Annotated in this window: 14 protein-coding genes; 7 read left to right on the forward strand and 7 right to left on the reverse strand. The window is 69.3% G+C overall.

The features are described from left to right. Positions 1–37: 37 nt before the first annotated feature. The 6 genes from L1280_RS04220 to cdd all read left to right on the forward strand — a co-directional run bounded on the left by L1280_RS04220 (position 38) and on the right by cdd (position 3,718). Positions 38–265, forward strand: a complete 228-nt coding sequence (locus L1280_RS04220; protein WP_253580826.1) for a hypothetical protein — start codon at positions 38–40, stop codon at positions 263–265. A 46-nt stretch (positions 266–311) separates the two neighbouring features. Beyond that, complete coding sequence (locus L1280_RS04225; protein WP_253580827.1) at positions 312–671, forward strand: MMPL family transporter; 360 nt, start codon at positions 312–314, stop codon at positions 669–671. A gap of 153 nt (positions 672–824) precedes the next feature. Next, a complete protein-coding gene (gene ybeY / locus L1280_RS04230) occupies positions 825–1,307 on the forward strand; it encodes an rRNA maturation RNase YbeY (RefSeq protein ID WP_253580828.1) in 483 nt (160 codons plus the stop codon). 1 nt (position 1,308) lies between these two features. Beyond that, a complete protein-coding gene (locus L1280_RS04235; RefSeq protein WP_253580829.1) occupies positions 1,309–1,689 on the forward strand; it encodes a diacylglycerol kinase in 381 nt (126 codons plus the stop codon). 261 nt (positions 1,690–1,950) lie between these two features. Next, entirely contained in the window at positions 1,951–3,294 is a 1,344-nt protein-coding gene (locus tag L1280_RS04240) for a hemolysin family protein (protein WP_253580830.1), read from the forward strand. Next, on the forward strand, positions 3,284–3,718 hold the full coding sequence (cdd, locus tag L1280_RS04245) for a cytidine deaminase (RefSeq protein ID WP_253580831.1): 435 nt from the start codon (positions 3,284–3,286) through the stop codon (positions 3,716–3,718). The genes L1280_RS04240 and cdd overlap by 11 nt, the downstream gene beginning before the upstream one ends. 55 nt (positions 3,719–3,773) lie before the next feature. On the opposite strand, the gene L1280_RS04250 is transcribed toward cdd, so the two are convergent. The 4 genes from L1280_RS04250 to L1280_RS04265 form a co-directional block, all read right to left on the reverse strand. Further along, on the reverse strand, positions 3,774–4,391 hold the full coding sequence (locus L1280_RS04250; RefSeq protein ID WP_253580832.1) for a hypothetical protein: 618 nt from the start codon (positions 4,389–4,391) through the stop codon (positions 3,774–3,776). Positions 4,392–5,068: 677 nt separating this feature from the next. Beyond that, positions 5,069–6,364 carry an isocitrate lyase gene (gene aceA, locus L1280_RS04255; RefSeq protein WP_253580833.1) on the reverse strand — a complete coding sequence of 432 codons (1,296 nt, stop codon included), beginning with the start codon at positions 6,362–6,364 and terminating at the stop codon, positions 5,069–5,071. 72 nt (positions 6,365–6,436) lie between these two features. After that, a complete protein-coding gene (gene aceB, locus L1280_RS04260) occupies positions 6,437–8,014 on the reverse strand; it encodes a malate synthase A (RefSeq protein ID WP_253580834.1) in 1,578 nt (525 codons plus the stop codon). A gap of 118 nt (positions 8,015–8,132) precedes the next feature. Next, the gene (locus L1280_RS04265; protein ID WP_253580835.1) at positions 8,133–8,771 is read right to left on the reverse strand and encodes an HAD family phosphatase; all 639 of its coding nucleotides are present in this window, start codon (positions 8,769–8,771) and stop codon (positions 8,133–8,135) included. Between the two features lie 86 nt (positions 8,772–8,857). On the opposite strand from L1280_RS04265, the gene L1280_RS04270 reads away from it, so the two are divergent. Next, entirely contained in the window at positions 8,858–9,865 is a 1,008-nt protein-coding gene (locus L1280_RS04270; RefSeq protein WP_253580836.1) for a bifunctional oligoribonuclease/PAP phosphatase NrnA, read from the forward strand. Between the two features lie 147 nt (positions 9,866–10,012). On the opposite strand, the gene L1280_RS04275 is transcribed toward L1280_RS04270, so the two are convergent. The 3 genes from L1280_RS04275 to L1280_RS04285 all read right to left on the reverse strand — a co-directional run bounded on the left by L1280_RS04275 (position 10,013) and on the right by L1280_RS04285 (position 15,348). Next, positions 10,013–11,149, reverse strand: coding sequence for a serine hydrolase (locus tag L1280_RS04275; protein ID WP_253580837.1), 1,137 nt, complete (start codon positions 11,147–11,149; stop codon positions 10,013–10,015). 3 nt (positions 11,150–11,152) lie between these two features. Next, positions 11,153–11,998: a DegV family protein gene (locus L1280_RS04280; protein WP_253580838.1), complete on the reverse strand. Its 846-nt coding sequence runs from the start codon at positions 11,996–11,998 to the stop codon at positions 11,153–11,155. Between the two features lie 98 nt (positions 11,999–12,096). Then, a complete protein-coding gene (locus tag L1280_RS04285) occupies positions 12,097–15,348 on the reverse strand; it encodes a heterodisulfide reductase-related iron-sulfur binding cluster (RefSeq protein WP_253580839.1) in 3,252 nt (1,083 codons plus the stop codon). Positions 15,349–15,377: the final 29 nt, after the last annotated feature.

The raw sequence follows: 15,377 nt of genomic DNA on the forward strand, positions 1-15,377 counted from the left end.
GCGGGGTTTTCGCTGCCGACGCCACAGGAGGTTTCCCTTGCCCGCCAGCACCAGTGGCCTGAGCCTGGAACGGCTCGCCGTGCGCGTCCTGCTGAGGCTTCAGGCCGAGCCGGGCCGCTACACCGCCCGCAGCCTCGCCCGCGAACTCGGGGAGACGCCCAACCGGGTGAACCGGGTCATTCTCGCCATCGAGGAGGAGGCAGGCGTGCAGCGCGAGGGTGCGTACGGGGCCATCACCGTGGGAGGAACAGAGCGTGGAGTGTAAGCCCATCCGGTAAAGGCGGTCGGCCCGGCGGGTTTACCCTGGCTTCATGGCATCGTCATCCCCACCACGATTCGTGCGGCGGCTGGTGCCGATGTTCCTCATCCTGCACCACGGCACCCGGCCCGGCATTCTGCGGGGGCTGGCGGTGACCGGTGGCGTGATCACGTCGGCGGGGCTGGTGCTGGCAGCGACCTTTGCGGCGCTGGCCGTCATCCCGATCCTGTTCCTGCTGCAACCCGCCTTGATCGTGGCCTTCGTGGTGCTGCTGGACACCTTCCTGGTCCGCACGGTGCTGATGCCCGCGCTGGCCTACGACCTGGGGCCGCGCTCGTGGTGGCCGGTGCGGCTCAAGGCGGACCAAGTGGCTGCCCCCGGTCAGGCAGCCGCTACGCCGGCAGCGACCTGAACGGGCTTTCGACCCTCTCCCCCTGAGGGAGAGGGCGTTGCGGAGCAACGGGTGAGGAGGCGTGTGACCCTCCCAAACCGCCCATTCAAAGCCAACGCCCTCGGTCAACCCGGTGCGCAGAACACCCCAACGCCACTGCCCTATCCTGAACCCGTGATCGACCTCGTCGCCCGCAAAACCCCGCCGCCCGGCCTGCGCCCCGCCCTGCGCTCGGCGCTGGGGGCGGTAATGCGGCATTTCGGCGTGGAGGAGCGCGAGGTGACGGTCGTGTTGGTGGGGGACCGCACCATCCGTCAGCTCAAGCGCGAGCACTGGGGCGAGGACGCGCCCACCGACGTGCTGAGCTTTCCGACCTGGGAACCCGGCGACCCCTTCATGCCACCGCACCTGGGGGACATCATCATCAGCCTGGACACGGCGGGGCGGCAGGCGCAGGCGCGGGGCCACAGCCTCACCCGCGAGGTTGCCCTGCTCGCCAGCCACGGCCTGTCCCACCTCGTCGGTCATGACCACCCCCACGCCGAGGGCCTGGGCTTCGAGGAGGGCGCGACCGGCGAGGAATGGCAGGTCTTCCACGACGCCTGGGCCGCCGCCCGCGCCGCACTGCCCCCCGAAGCTCCGTCGCCCGAAGCCTGACGTGAGGTCAGACGGCTCGGCCCTGAGCCTGCGCCGCTGGGTGCGCTCGGCGAGCTTCGCCTGGGCCGGGGTGCGGCACGTCTACCGCACGCAGGCCAACTTCCGCATCGAGGTGTGGGCGGGCGTGCTGGCGCTGGGCCTCGGGCTGGGGCTGGGCGTGCCGCTCTCCCCCCTCCTGCTGGCCTGTGGGCTGGTGCTGAGCGCAGAGCTGCTGAACACGGCGCTGGAGGCGGTGGTGGACCTCGCCTCGCCCGAGTGGCACCCGCTGGCGAAGGTGGCGAAGGACGCGGCGGCCGGGGCCGTGCTGGTCGCCAGCCTGGGGGCGCTGGGGGTCGGCGTGGCCGTACTGGGGCCGCCGCTGTGGCGGGTGCTGGTGGGGTAGCGGGAGCGGGCGCGGCCTTGAGCGTCCCTTGGGCAAGAGACGTGCGCGGGCCGGGGGCGGAGCCTGTGGTAGACTGAGGGGAGTTATGGAGCCTCCCAGTTCTGGCTCTGCCCTGACGCCCGGTGAAGACCGCCTGCGGGCGGGATTTTTACTGTGGTCCCCTGACCGGCAACCGACGCGCCGCCCACGCCTTCTCCGCGTGGGCGGGCGGGCAGCATGTGCCACGCGGCGTGCCGGGGCGCGAATGGAGCGCGCCCACCCATGAATGATCTGCTCGGAATCCTCGCCCTCGTCGTGCTGGTGCTGATGAACGGCTTTTTCGTGGCGACCGAGTTCGCCCTCGTCAGCGTGCGGCGTACCCGGATCGACCAACTGGCCGAGGAAGGAAACAGCACCGCCAAGGCCACCCAGCGGGCGCTGCAAAACCTCGACCTTTATATCGCCGCGACCCAGCTCGGGATCACCATGGCGAGCCTCGCCATCGGCTTTGTCGCCGAGCCTGCCATCGAGCACCTGATTCACCCGCTGCTGGGCGAAACGACGCTGAGCGAGGGCCAGATCACGGCGATTTCCTTCGGCATCGCGTTTGCGATCAGCACCATCTTGCACATCGTCTTCGGGGAACTCGCGCCGAAGTCGTGGGCGCTGCAACGCTCCGAGCAGGTGTCGCTGCTGGTCACCCGGCCGCTGCTGGTCTTCACGGCGGTGTTCAAGTGGGCCATCGTGGGCCTGAACGCGATGGGCAACGGCGTGGTGCGCCTCTTCGGGCTGCGCGGCGTCGCCGGGCACCACACGGCCTACTCGGAAGAGGAAATCCGCATGATCGTGGGCGCGTCGAGCCAGGAGGGGGTGCTGGAGGACGACGAGAAGGAACTCGTCTACAACGTCTTCGACCTCTCGGACACCACCGTGCGCGAGATCATGACCCCGCGCGTGGACATGGTCGTGGTGGACGGTTCCCACGCGCTGCGCCAGCTCCTGGACCTCAATGCCGAGCACGGCTACTCGCGGGTGCCGGTGTTTCAGGACACCGCCGACAACATCGTGGGCATCGTGCACACGGGCGACCTGCTCGCGCACCTGCACGAACTGGACAGCGTGCGGATCGCCGACGTGATGCGGCCGGTCTTCTTCGTCCCCGAAGGCATGAAGATCAAGGACCTCCTGACCAAGATGCGCGAGAAAAAGTCGCACATGAGCATCGTGGTGGACGAGTTCGGCGGCACGGCGGGGCTGGTCACGCTGGAAGACGCCCTGGAAGAGATCGTGGGCGAGATCTACGACGAGACCGACGACGAGGAAGTGGTCCTGATCGAGGTGCTGGGCGAGGGCCGTTACCTGATGGACGCCAGCCTGACGGTCGGCGAGGTCGAGGAGCGCCTGGGCACCAATCTGGAAGACGGCGACGGCGAATACGATACCCTGTCGGGATTCATGACGAACCACTTCGGCGATATCCCCGAACCCGGCCAGAACTTCGTGCATGGCGGCTGGATGTTTACGGTCGAGGAGGCCGACCAGCGCCGCGTGACCCGCGTCCATGTGGAACGTGCCCCCGAGACGATGGTGTTCGAGACCTACGAGGAGCCCGCCCGTGACGCCTGAGCCCGTCACCGCCGACGCCCAACTGTTGGAGGGAGCGAAGGCGGCGTTCCGGCAGGCCTACGCCCCCTACAGCAAGTTCCGGGTGGGCGCGGCCCTGCGGACCCCCGACGGCCGCGTGTTCTTCGGCGCCAACGTCGAGAACGCCTCCTACGGCCTCGCCCGCTGCGCCGAACAGTCGGCGGTGCAGGCGATGGCGACCGCCGGGGCACGCACCTTCACCGACCTCGTGGTGTATTCCGAGGCCACCCCGCCCGCAAGTCCCTGCGGGGCCTGCCGCCAGATTCTGTTCGAGTTCGCGCCCGACGCGCAGGTGGTCTGCGTCAACCACCACGGCGACGTGGTGAGCGGGCTGGTCCGCGACTTCCTGCCCCACGGCTTCCGGCTGGAGCACAGAGACGACGGGCACGAGATGGGGACGGAGTAACACCCGTTCAGTGGCAAAGGGGCGGAGCCATCCGCCTCTTTTTGTTTTGCCCCCTTCACGGCTCGGTGACGGGGAGGTCGCAGGGGGCTTGTTGGCTTTCCGGCGCGGAAACTGTTTGGAGTGCCCTCAGCGTCGGGAGGCCGTAGCGGGTGGTCGAGGTGCTGCGGCGTGCCTGCTGTCCATTTCGCTCGTACCACTGATTTTCCGTCCGCACGCACAGGTCACGGCCCCTGAAACTCAGCCCCACGATGCGCGACGAGTTCTGGGACAGCCCGGCGTAGACCTGGCCGGGGGTGGGCACAGCCGTCCGCACGCCGCCCGACAGATTCCACAGCCGCACGGTATTGACCCCCGCGCCGATCAGGTATTTCCCGTCCTCTGTCCACAGCAGGCGCCGCACGTCGCTGTTCTTCAACACCTGCACTGTCCCGTCGGGCCGCACCAGGTGCACCTGACAAACGCTGTACTTGGGAATGTCCCAGCAGAAGCGCACGGCGGCCGCGTCCCCACGTGGGGAGAGCAGGGTCTGGACGGGATTGGCGGGGAAGTCGGCCACCGGCTCCGGGCCTCGAACGGACACTTTCTGGCCTCCCGTAAAGGAAACCTCTACCCTGGGAATCAGCGCCTGTGCGAAGGGCGAGGTCACAGCAACTGCCAGCAGAAGCGCGAGCATGACTCAGCGTAGGCCGGAGAACTGATGCCAGGGTGATGTAGTGTCGACTTCAACGGCAAAGCCACCGATCCGAAAAGACGGTCTGGCGACCCAGCAGCTTCAAACTGGGGATCGCGTACCGCGTCACCTCTCCGCCGGTGCGGACACAGACGCTGTTTTTGCCCAGCCTCAGCGGGGGGTCACCCCCCATCTCGCCCCCAGGAACAACGGCCCGAGTGCCGCCCTGCATGTTCCAGAGTCTCAATGTGTTGCGTCCGGCTCCCAAGAGAAATCGTCCGTCTGCCGTCCACAAGAGACCCAGCACATCACTATTTTTCAGAGTCAGCGGTGGCCGGTTGGGATGAACGAGTCGGACCGCGCAGCCGGTAAACCGCAGGGCCTCCCAGCAAAAGCGCACCGCCGCCGCTCGTCGTGTCGGCGCGTAGAGGGTTTCGACAGCGGACCAGCTCACATCGCTGGCGCTAGGCTCGGTTGGTGGTGCTACCCGGACGACAACCTGACTGGGAAAGGTAACTCTCACCTGAGGCAGAAGCCGGGGAGCATCGGCCAGCAAGAGCGCAAACATGCCCCAGCTTATGCCCCTGTACTGATGGCCGGATGACCCCGACGCCGAAGGGGAGAACCTCTCCGGCTCTCCCCCACTCGGCGGTCATGACGAACTCTCCTCGGGCTCTGGGTCAGTCGTGCGCCCCCACGAACTGCTCGGCTTCGGTGCTGCCCGCCAGCGCCGTCGTGCTGCTCTGACCGCCGCCCGCCGCCGTCGCCACGAGGTCGAAGTAGCCGGTGCCCACCTCGCGCTGGTGCTTGACGGCCGTGAAGCCCCGCTCCTGGGCGGCGAACTCGCGTTCCTGCAACTCGACAAACGCACTCATCTGCCGCCGGGCGTAGCCGTGGGCGAGGTCGAACATGCCCATGTTCAGCGAGTGGAAGCCCGCCAGGGTGATGAACTGGAACTTGTAGCCCATCTTGCCCAGCTCGACCTGAAAGCGGGCGATGGTCTCGTCGTCGAGGTTCTTGCGCCAGTTGAAGCTGGGCGAGCAGTTGTAGGCCAGCAGTTTGCCGGGGAACTGCGCGTGAACGGCTTCGGCGAAGCGCCGGGCGTCCTCCAGGTTGGGCACCGAGGTCTCGCACCAGATCACGTCGGCGTAGGGGGCGTAGGCCAGGGCGCGGGAGATCGCCTGCTCAATGCCAGGCCTGACGTAGTAGAAGCCTTCCGGGGTGCGCTCGCCCGTGCAGAAGGGCCGGTCGTTCTCGTCCACGTCGCTGGTGAGCAGGTTGGCGGCATCGGCGTCCGTGCGGGCGATCAGGACCGTAGGCACCCCGCACACGTCGGCAGCGAGGCGGGCGGCGTTCAGCGTGCGGATGAACTGCGACGTGGGCACGAGCACCTTGCCCCCCAGGTGGCCACACTTCTTCTCGGAGGCGAGCTGGTCCTCGAAGTGGACGCCCGCCGCGCCCGCCTCGATCATCGCCTTCATCAGCTCAAAGGCGTTCAGGGGGCCACCGAAGCCCGCCTCCGCGTCGGCCACGATGGGCGCGAAGTAGTCCACGTCGCCGCCCCCCTCGGCATGCTGAATCTGGTCGGCGCGGCGCAGGGTGTTGTTGATGCGCCGCACCACGTCCGGGACCGAGGAGGCCGGGTAGAGGCTCTGGTCGGGGTACATCTGCCCGGCGTTGTTCGCGTCGGCGGCCACCTGCCAGCCCGAGAGGTAGATCGCCTTGAGCCCGGCCTTGACCTGCTGCATCGCCTGGTTGCCGGTCAGCGCCCCGAGCGCGTTCACGAAGGGTTCTTCCTTCATCAGCCGCCACAGCTTCTGGGCACCGTGCCGGGCCAGCGTATGCTCGACCGGCAGTGAGCCGCGCAGCCGCACCACGTCGTCGGCGGAGTAGTTGCGGCGGATGCCTTGCCAGCGGTCCTCGGTCTTCCAGGTCTTGTCCAGAATCTCGGCGTGGGTGCGGGGGGTGGGGGTCATGGTGGTCTCCTCGGGGTGTGAGAGGCGGCCCTCGCCCGGTGGGGCGCGGTTGCGGGGATAGAAGGTGGCGATTTAGGAGAGGCGCTGATACCCAGGCAGGGTCAGGAACTCCTCGAAGGTGTCGGCGGTGACGAGGGCGGTGAGCAGCTCGGCGGCTTCCCCGAAGCGGGCTTCCCGTTCTGGCTGCTCGCGCCCGAGGCGGTCGCGGTGGGCGGCGATCAGGCGGGTCAGGCCTTCCGGGGTGATAGGCGTGCCGTCTTCGGTGCGCTGGCCGTGGTGCGCCCACTGCCAGAGCTGGGCGCGGGAAATCTCGGCGGTGGCGGCGTCTTCCATCAGATTGTGAATGGGCACCGCGCCCCGGCCGTCCAGCCACGCGGCGAGGTACTGGAGGCTCACGTCCACGTTGAGGTTCACGCCTGCTGCGGTGATGGTGCCCTCTGGGGGCGTGAGCAGGTCCTCAGCGCTGACCTCGAAGTCCATCTGCTTCCCGGACTCGATCTGGTTGGCCTCCGGCATCAGGCGGTCGAAGACCTCGGCGGCGAGCGCCACCATGCCGGGGTGCGCGACCCAGGTGCCGTCGTGACCGTCGCCCGCCTCGCGCTCCTTGTCGGCGCGGACTTGGGCGAAGGCGCGGTCGTTGGCCTCCGGGTCGCCCTTGACCGGGATGAAAGCGCTCATGCCCCCGATGGCCGGGGCACCCCGGCGGTGGCAGGTGCGGATGGCGAGGCGGGAGTAGTTCCGCATCATCGGCGTGCCCATCGTGACCTGGGCGCGGTCGGGGAGAATCCGGTCCTCATGGGCGCGGAACTTCTTGATGTACGAGAAGATGTAGTCCCAGCGCCCGCAGTTCAGCCCGGCCGAGTGCTCGCGCAGCTCATAGAGAATCTCGTCCATCTCGAAGGCCGCCAGGATCGTCTCGATCAGCACCGTGGCACGAATGGTGCCGCGCGGCGCCCCCAGGGTGTCCTCGGTGAAGGTGAACACGTCATTCCACCACCGCGCTTCGAGGTGCGATTCCAGCTTGGGGATGTAGAAGTACGTGCCCACGCCCTGACGCTGCCGCTCGTGCAGGTTGTGGTAGGCGTACAGGCCGAAGTCGAACAGCGAGCCGGAAAGGGGTTGATCCCCCAACTGCGCGTGCTTCTCCTCCAAGTGCAGCCCGCGCGGGCGCACCAGCAGGGTCGCCGTCATCGCGTTCAGGCGGTAACTCTTGCCGCCCGACTCCAAGGAGATGGTGCGCCGCACGGCGTCCATCAGGTTGACCTGACCCTCCAGGCCGTTGGCCCAGGTGGGGCTGCTCGCGTCCTCGAAGTCGGCCATGAACATCGGGGCGCCACTGTTCAGCGCGTTAATCACCATCTTGCGGTCCACCGGGCCGGTGATCTCCACCCGGCGGTCCTGAAGGTCGGCGGGCAGCGGGCGGATCGTCCAGCCGGCGGCGCGGATGTGGGCGGTTTCGGGCAGGAAGTCCGGCCATTCACCCGCGTCGAGCCGCCGCTGGCGCTCCTGCCGTGCGGCCAGCAGCTCGCGGCGCCGGGCGTCGAAGCGGGTGTGCAGTTCCTCCAGAAAGCTCAGTGCCCCCGGCGTGAGCACGCGCCCGGCCTGTGGATGCGCCCCGTGCGTGATGGACGTTTTGATCGTCTGCGTCATGCGGCCATGCCTCCTCGTGCGGTGATGGAGGCATTGTGAGCCGCGCTCCCCGGCGTGGGAGGTGGTGTACCTGGGGAACGGGGAAGTACACCAGGGCGAGAGGTACACCACCCGCAGGTCAGGGGCCAGAGGGGACAGGCCGACCCAGCCACTCTGCCAGCTCCCCCTCGAACTCGGCGTGGCGGTCGTGGTGGTACAGCAGGCCGTGAAAGCCCGCTGCCCGCGCGGCCGCGACATTCTCCTCCACGTCATCTACGAAGGCGGTTCGCGCGGCCGGCACGCCCATCGCGTTCGCGAGGGCGGCGAAGGCGTCGGGGTGGGGCTTTTTCTGCCGCAACTCGTTGCTGAAGACCAGCGCGTCGAAGCGGGCGAAGCGCGGATCGCGGCGCAGGTGGTCGCTGACCACGGGGTAGTTGTTGCTGAGCAGCCCCACCCGCACCCCCGCCGGAATCCCGGCCAGGGTGGTGTACATCAGGTCGTTGTCGTGGACGCTGCCGAGGTAGAGCGCCTCGAACTCGGGGTAGGTCAGGGTGAGGCCCGTCTCGGCGGCCAGCACCTCCCAGAACTGCGGCAGCGTCCAGGCGCCGACCTCCAACTGGTGCACGTGCTGGAAGTAGCTCTGGCGTACGCGCCCCACCGGGAGGCCGCCCCGTTCGGCGAGGCGGGCGGTCGAGCGGCCGTCGAAGGTGCCGACGGTAAAGACGCCGCCCCAGTCGAAGGCGACGTGACGGGCGGCGGGGTCAGGCGAGCGGGTCATGGGGGCATTGTGGCGCAGGGGGAGGGGGGCGGCCGATCAAGTTCGGCGCAAGGCCCGGTTCAAAGGCCCCACCTATACTCGCCCCCATGACCGGCATGAACGACGCCACCCCCTCCTATTCGCAGGCTGTGCAGGCCGTGGCCGAGCGCCTGCGGGCGCACTCCGGCCCGATCGTGGTGCTGTCCCACGAGAGCCCCGACGGCGACGCGCTGGGCAGCGTGCTGGGCCTGACGCGGGCGCTGCGGGCGCTGGGGCGCGAAGTCATCGCGCCGATGGAGGTGCCCCGCTACCTGCGCTTTCTGGTGCAGGAGGGCGAGATCGTCCCGGCGCTGACCGAGTGGCCGCAGGGGGCGCTGGCCGCCGTGCTGGACGTGGACAACAACGATCCCACGCGGGTGGCGGGAGCGGACCTGACCGTGTTCGACGGCCCGGTTGTGAACATCGACCACCACGGCACCAACCGCCGTCAGTCCGACGCCCTGCTGGTGGACCCCAGCCTCCCCGCCACCGCGATGATGGTCGCCGACGTGGTGGAGGCGCTGGGTGCCCCCTGGACCGAGCAGGTCGCCACCCCCCTGATGCTGGGGCTGAACACCGATACCGGGTCCTTCCGCTTCGACAGCGTGACGCCCCGGACCTTCGAGGCGGCGGCGCGGCTGCTGTCGCACGGGGCAAGGCTGGGGTGGATCAACGACAACCTGGGACAGCACCCGCGTTCCTACTACCTGTTGCTGCGCGAGGTGCTGACCACGATGGAGTTCTTGTACGGCGGCCGGGTGGTCCTCGCCCGCGTGGACGACGCGATGCTGGAGCGGGCCGGGGCCACCTGGGAGGACGTGGAGTCCTACGTCAACATCCTGCGCGGCGCGGAGGGCTCGGTCCTCGCCGTGATGGTCAAGGACTACGGAGACCGGATCAAGCTGTCGCTGCGCTCGCGCGGGGGCGTCAGCGCCCAGAATGTCGCCGTGGCGCTGGGCGGGGGCGGGCATGTCCCGGCGGCGGGCGCGACCCTGACCGGGCCGTATCCCGAGGCCCGCGAGCGGCTGGACGCGGCGGTGGCGACGGAGCTGGAACGGGTGGACCAGGGCGGCTGAGGCCAGGGCCTCCGGAGACGGGCGGAAGGTCGAAGGCGGAGAGCCAAAGCCTTGACCTTCGGCCTTCCCCGCCTTCGATGACGTTGCTGGCAAGACGGCCTGGCCGCCGCGTGACCGGCCGCCCCGCTCGCCCGGCCCGCTGCGAACCTAGCGCCCTTCCAGCACCGCCCGCAGCCCCGCGCCGATCCAGGCGAAGGCGGCGCGGGTGTTCGGCATGGTGTAGGTCTGGTCGGCCCCGTGCTGCATGAAGGCGTAGACAAGGTGGCGCCCATCCTCGGTCCGCAGGTAACCGCTGTAGGTCAGCAGCCGCCAGCCGTTGCCCCCCTTGCCCGCGAAAGCCGCCACCTTCCCGGCGACCTCCGAGGGCAGGGCCGAGCGCCCGTAGCCCATCGCCGCGACCTCGCGCTGCCAGGCCAGGCTGTCGGGCGAGAGGCCGGAGCGCAGGTGCTGGTGCGCGAGCAGGGTGGCGAACTCGTAAGGGGTGCTGAGGTTGTGCACCCGCAGGTCGTCGGCCGGGTCGGGCGCAGCGTCGAAGTAGGTGTTCAGCCGGTTCTGGAGAACATCGGCCCGCAAGCGCTGGGCGTCGGCGTCGATGGCGGTCGCCAGCCGCAGCCGCTCCGGGCCGGTGGCCTTGTCCCACCCGGTTCCCGCGAGAAAGGCGGGCGACGAGCCGATCTGCGCCGCCCACCACGCCTTGGTGGGCAGAATCAGGCGGGTGCGGCACAGGCCGAGGTCGTCGGCGAGGGCCTGCACCGCGCCCAGCCCCACCCGGCGGTGCAGCAGGTCGGTGGCGGTGTTGTCGCTGTGACGAATCATCCGCTCGGTGAGGTCGCGGACGCTGCTGCCGTCGTACGGGTAGTCGCCGAGGCTCTGGCTGGCGGTCGACACGTTGAAACGTTCACCCGGCGAGAGCCGCCCGGCGTCCACCTCGCGCAACACCGCCCACAGCACCGCCTGCTTGTAGGTGCTGGCGAGCGGAAACACCCCGTCGGGGGCCTGGGTCACCGCCCGCAGCGGGCGCAGGGTAGCGGGGTCGAGCTCGGCCACCCACAGGCCCAGCCGACCGCTGAGGGCCTGGGGCGGGGCGGGAGCAGGCGAGGCGGTGGGGGCGGGACCGAGGCAGGGCGTGCCCGGCGCCTCCGCCGGGGCGGCGACGGCCACGAGGTCGGGCGGAGCAGCGGCCGCTGGGGCCGGGTCAGGGCGCCACGCGGCCCACGCCCCAACGAGGGCGAGGGCCAGCAGGACGTAACGCCCCTTGTTGCGCAGGGCGGGGGGTGGGGCCACAGCCTAGGCCGTCAACGGCTCCAGGGCCGCGCCGACCGTCCCCGGCCCCACGTGCGTGGCAATCACGGCGCCGATCTGGTGGTCCCCCAGGTCCTCGAACCCCACGCCCGAGACCCCCGCGCGAATCTCCTGCAAGGTGGCCTCGCCGCCCAGGGTCGAGAGGAAGGTGACGCGGGCGCCGCCGTTGGCCTCGGCATACTTGCGGATATGGTCCACAAGGTCCTGCACGACCTTCTTGCTGCCGCGCACGCGCCCGGCGGCCTCGACCCGGCCCGCCTTCACGGTCAGGATGGGCTTGATGTTCAGCAGGCCCCCCAGCAGCGCCGTCGCCCCGCCGATGCGCCCGTTGGCCCGCAGGAAGTCGAGGGTGTCCACCGTGAAGCGGATGTCCGTTTTCGCCGCGACGCGCTCCAGCTCGCCCACGATCTCGGCCATGGAGCGGCCCTCCCCCGCCCGCTGCGCCGCCCGGATCGCCTGCATGCCCAGCCCCAGCGTGGCCGAGCGGCTGTCCATCACCGTGACGCGCCCGCCGAAATCCTGCGCGGCGAGCCGGGCGCTTCCCACCGTGCCCGACAGTTGCCCGCTGATGTGGAGGCTCAGCACCTCGTCGGCCGCCCTGAGCGCGTCCTCGTACACGGCGGCGAACTCGGCCGGGCTGGGCTGGGACGTGCTGGGCGTCTTCTTGCCCGCCCTGATTCCGGCGAAGAGGTCGGCAGGGGTGATTTCCAGGCCGTCTTTGTACATCTGGCCGTCGAAGTGAACGTACAGCGGCACGCTGCGAATCCCGTACTGACCGCAAAGCTGAGGACTGAGGTCACTCGTCGAGTCGGTGACGATGGCGATGGTCATGGGGGGCATCTTAACGCGGGGCGGGGGGTGTGGACGGCTGGCTCTCCGCAAGGCAAAACGCCGCCCCCACGGACGGCGTTTCAGAACACTGGGGCAGCTCAGTCCTTCTTCGTCGGCTGCCACTTCTTGCGGCTGCCGGGGCCAGGCTCCGAGGTGGCCTGCGCGCCCTCCTCCAGCAGGTTCTCCCCAACCCGGTCAAGGTGGACGTGCTCGGTGATCGGCGCGGCGTCGGCGGGGGGCTGGGGCGCGGCCGCTTCTGCCCCCCGGCGAGGCTGCCACTTGGGGCGCTCGGTGGGAGCGGGGGCAGCAGGCTCGGCAGCGACGGTCACCACCTCCACCGGGGGAGTGAGAGTCTCAACAGGAGCGGCACTCGCGGCGGCCTTGGGCGCCCACTTCTTGCGTTCGCCTGCGACGGGGGCTGGTTCGGTCGGAGCGGATGCCTCGACCTGCGGCGCCGCTTCGGGGGCCGGGACCACAGCCGTCTTCGGGCTCCACTTTTTGCGCTCGCCCGTGGGCGTAGCCGTCTCCGGTGCCGGGGTCGCGACCGTGACGGACGGCTCCGGGGTGACCCCGGCGGGCTGGGCCTCAACCGTGGCTTTCGGCCTCCAGGCTTTGCGGGCGGGGGCAGCGGCTTCGGCCTGCGCCTCGGGCACGACGGGCGCGGGGTTCACGTCGTCACTGGCTTTGGGCTTCCAGGCCTTGCGGGCGGGCGCCGCTCCCTCGCTGGTTGCTGGCGGCTGGACGCTGGCCGCTTCTGGCACAGGCGCCGCGCTCACATCGTCCCCGCTCCCCTTGGGCTTCCAGCTCTTGCGGGCGGGCGCGGAGGCAGTCTCCTCGCTAGCGACTGGCGACTGGTCGCTGGCGACTTCCTTGGGCTTCCACGCCTTTCGAGGTGCCGAATCCGCCGAGCTGGAGGTCAGCGGGCTGGGTGCGGCGGCCTGCGGCTCGGGCTGGGTGTCCGTGTTCCCGACCGGGCTGCCCGGCTGCGCGTTGAGCACGTCGGCGCTGGTGCTGCCCACCACGTCATCCCCGAGGCCTGCGCTGGGAGCCGCGCCCGTGCGGGCCATCGGCGTTTCGGCGTTGGGCACGGTGGGCTGGGGCGAGTCTTCCAGGGTGCTTTCGGGGGCGGTGGTAGGAGCCACCCACTCGCCCGTCGCCCGCTGCACGCTTTCCAGCATCAGCTCGGCCACGTCCTTGACCACGATGTCGTCGTGCTTGGCCTTCTCGGGCGTCGAGTTCATCATCGACTTGCAGAAGGGGCAGCCCACGGCGACCACCTTGCCGGTCTGCTCGTACTCGGCCGCCGCCTGCGCTGCGCCGTCCAGCCGGGCCTGAATCTCGCGGAAGCGGTTGTCGGAGACGCGCTCGCGGCCCTCTTCCTCCTCCTTCCAGAACTGGGCGCCGCCCGCCCCGCAGCAAAACGAGCCCTCGCGGCTGCGCTCCAGCTCCAGCACCTGCCCGGCCATCTGGGTGATCAGGGTGCGCGGCGCGTCGTACACACCGTTGTGACGGCCCAGGTAGCAGGGGTCGTGGTAGGTGACATGCTCCTGAAGTTGCGCGAGGGGCAGCTTGCCCGCCGCGACCAGGGTTTCGAGGTACTCGGTGTGGTGGATGGTCCGGTAATGGCCGCCGAGCTGCCTGTACTCGTGCCCGATGGCGTTCATGCAGTGCGGGCAGGTGGCGACGATCAGCTTGGGCCGCACGGAGTTGAGCGTCTCCACGTTCTCCTGCGCGAGCTGCTGGTACAGGAACTCGTTCCCCGCGCGGCGGGCCGAGTCGCCCGTGCAGGCTTCCTTCTTGCCCAGGACCGCGTAGTTCACGCCCGCCTTGTCCAGCAGTTGCACGAAGGCGCGGGACACCTTCTGGGCGCCGGGGTCGTAGGAGGCCGCGCAGCCCACCCAGTAGATGACATCGGGCTCTGGATTCTCGTCAATCGTGGGAACTTTCAGCCCCTCAGCCCACTCCATACGCTTGTCGCGGGAGATGCCCCAGGGGTTGCTGGCCCGCTCCATGCCCCGGAAGGCGGTCTGAAGCTGCGGCGGGAACTCGCCCGCCACCATGACCTGATGGCGGCGGATGTCGATGATGTCCAGCATCTGCTCGTCCTGCACCGGGCAGACCTGCATGCAGGCGCCGCAGGTCGTGCAGGCCCACACCGACTCCTCGTTGATGGCGAACTCCAGCAGCGGGTGCGCGGTGCTGGCCCCCGTCTCGAAGGCGGTCGGCCGGAGCACGAAGGGGCTGGGGTGCGGAGCGCCCGCCGGAGCCGCGAGGCCCTGCGCGGCGAAGCCCAGGGTGCTCGGGCCGCCCAGCAGCACGCCGCTCTGGCCGTTGGACGTGAGGTCGTTGAGCTCCATGCGCTTGTTGATCTCCAGCGCGGCGGGGCTCAGCGCCTTGCCCGTGGCGTTCGCCGGGCACACGTCCTGGCAGCGGTTGCACTGAATACAGGCGTAGGCGTCCAGCAGCCGGGGCCATTCGAGGTCTTCCAGTTTCTCCGCGCCCAGCCGGGGTTCCTCGGCCTCCATTGCCTCTTCAAGCCCCTTCATGGGGGGCAACACGCCCGAGCCAACGGGGCGCTTGAGCGCGTAGTTGACCGGCGCCATGAAGATGTGGATGTGCTTGGTGTACGGGAAGTAGGCCAGGAACGCGAGCACGCTGCCCAGCGCCCCCCAGAAGCCGAAGATGCGCCAGCCCTGAATCGCTCCCTCACTCAGTCCCGAGAACAGCGCCGACCCCAGCGCCGACGAGATGGGCTGGAAGGCGTCGTAGCGGCCCAGGTCGCGGGCTTCTTCGACCATCTTGGCGGCGTTGCCCAGGATGCGGCTGCCGACGTGGAAGAAGATGAAGCTCGAGACGATCAGCGAGTCGCGCTTGATGAAGTTGTTCTTGACGCGCGGGTGCAACAGCGTCTTTTCGGTAAAGCGGAAGTCCCGCTTGGAGGGGTGGAAGAGGCGGCGCACCACCAGGCTCACCACGCCGACAAGGACCAGGAACGACAGCACGTCGGCCAGCAGGTTGTAGGTGGCGCCCAGGAAGCTGTCCGAGTAAATGTGGAAGGGGATAAAGCCTTCCAGCCCATCCACCACGTTGACGAGCAGGTAGTACACGAACCCGTAGAAGATCAGGCTGTGCAGCGCACTCACCCACGGGCGGCGGCGGAAGGTGCGCTCCTGCGTCAGCGAGGTTTTGGCCGCGTACCACAGCCGCGAGCCCATCTCGTTCCAGCGGACCTCGGAGGCGGGGGCGCCCCGGCGAATCCGCAGGTACAGGCGGTAAAAGCCCCAAAGGCCGTACAGTCCGGCGACCAGGGCGAAAAGGAAGAAGAGGATTTTATGTTCGAGCGGCAGCAAGGGCAGGGCCTCCTGAGATGGGCGCGGCA

It is taken from the genome of Deinococcus sp. HSC-46F16 (genome assembly GCF_024171495.1).
GTDB lineage: Bacteria > Deinococcota > Deinococci > Deinococcales > Deinococcaceae > Deinococcus.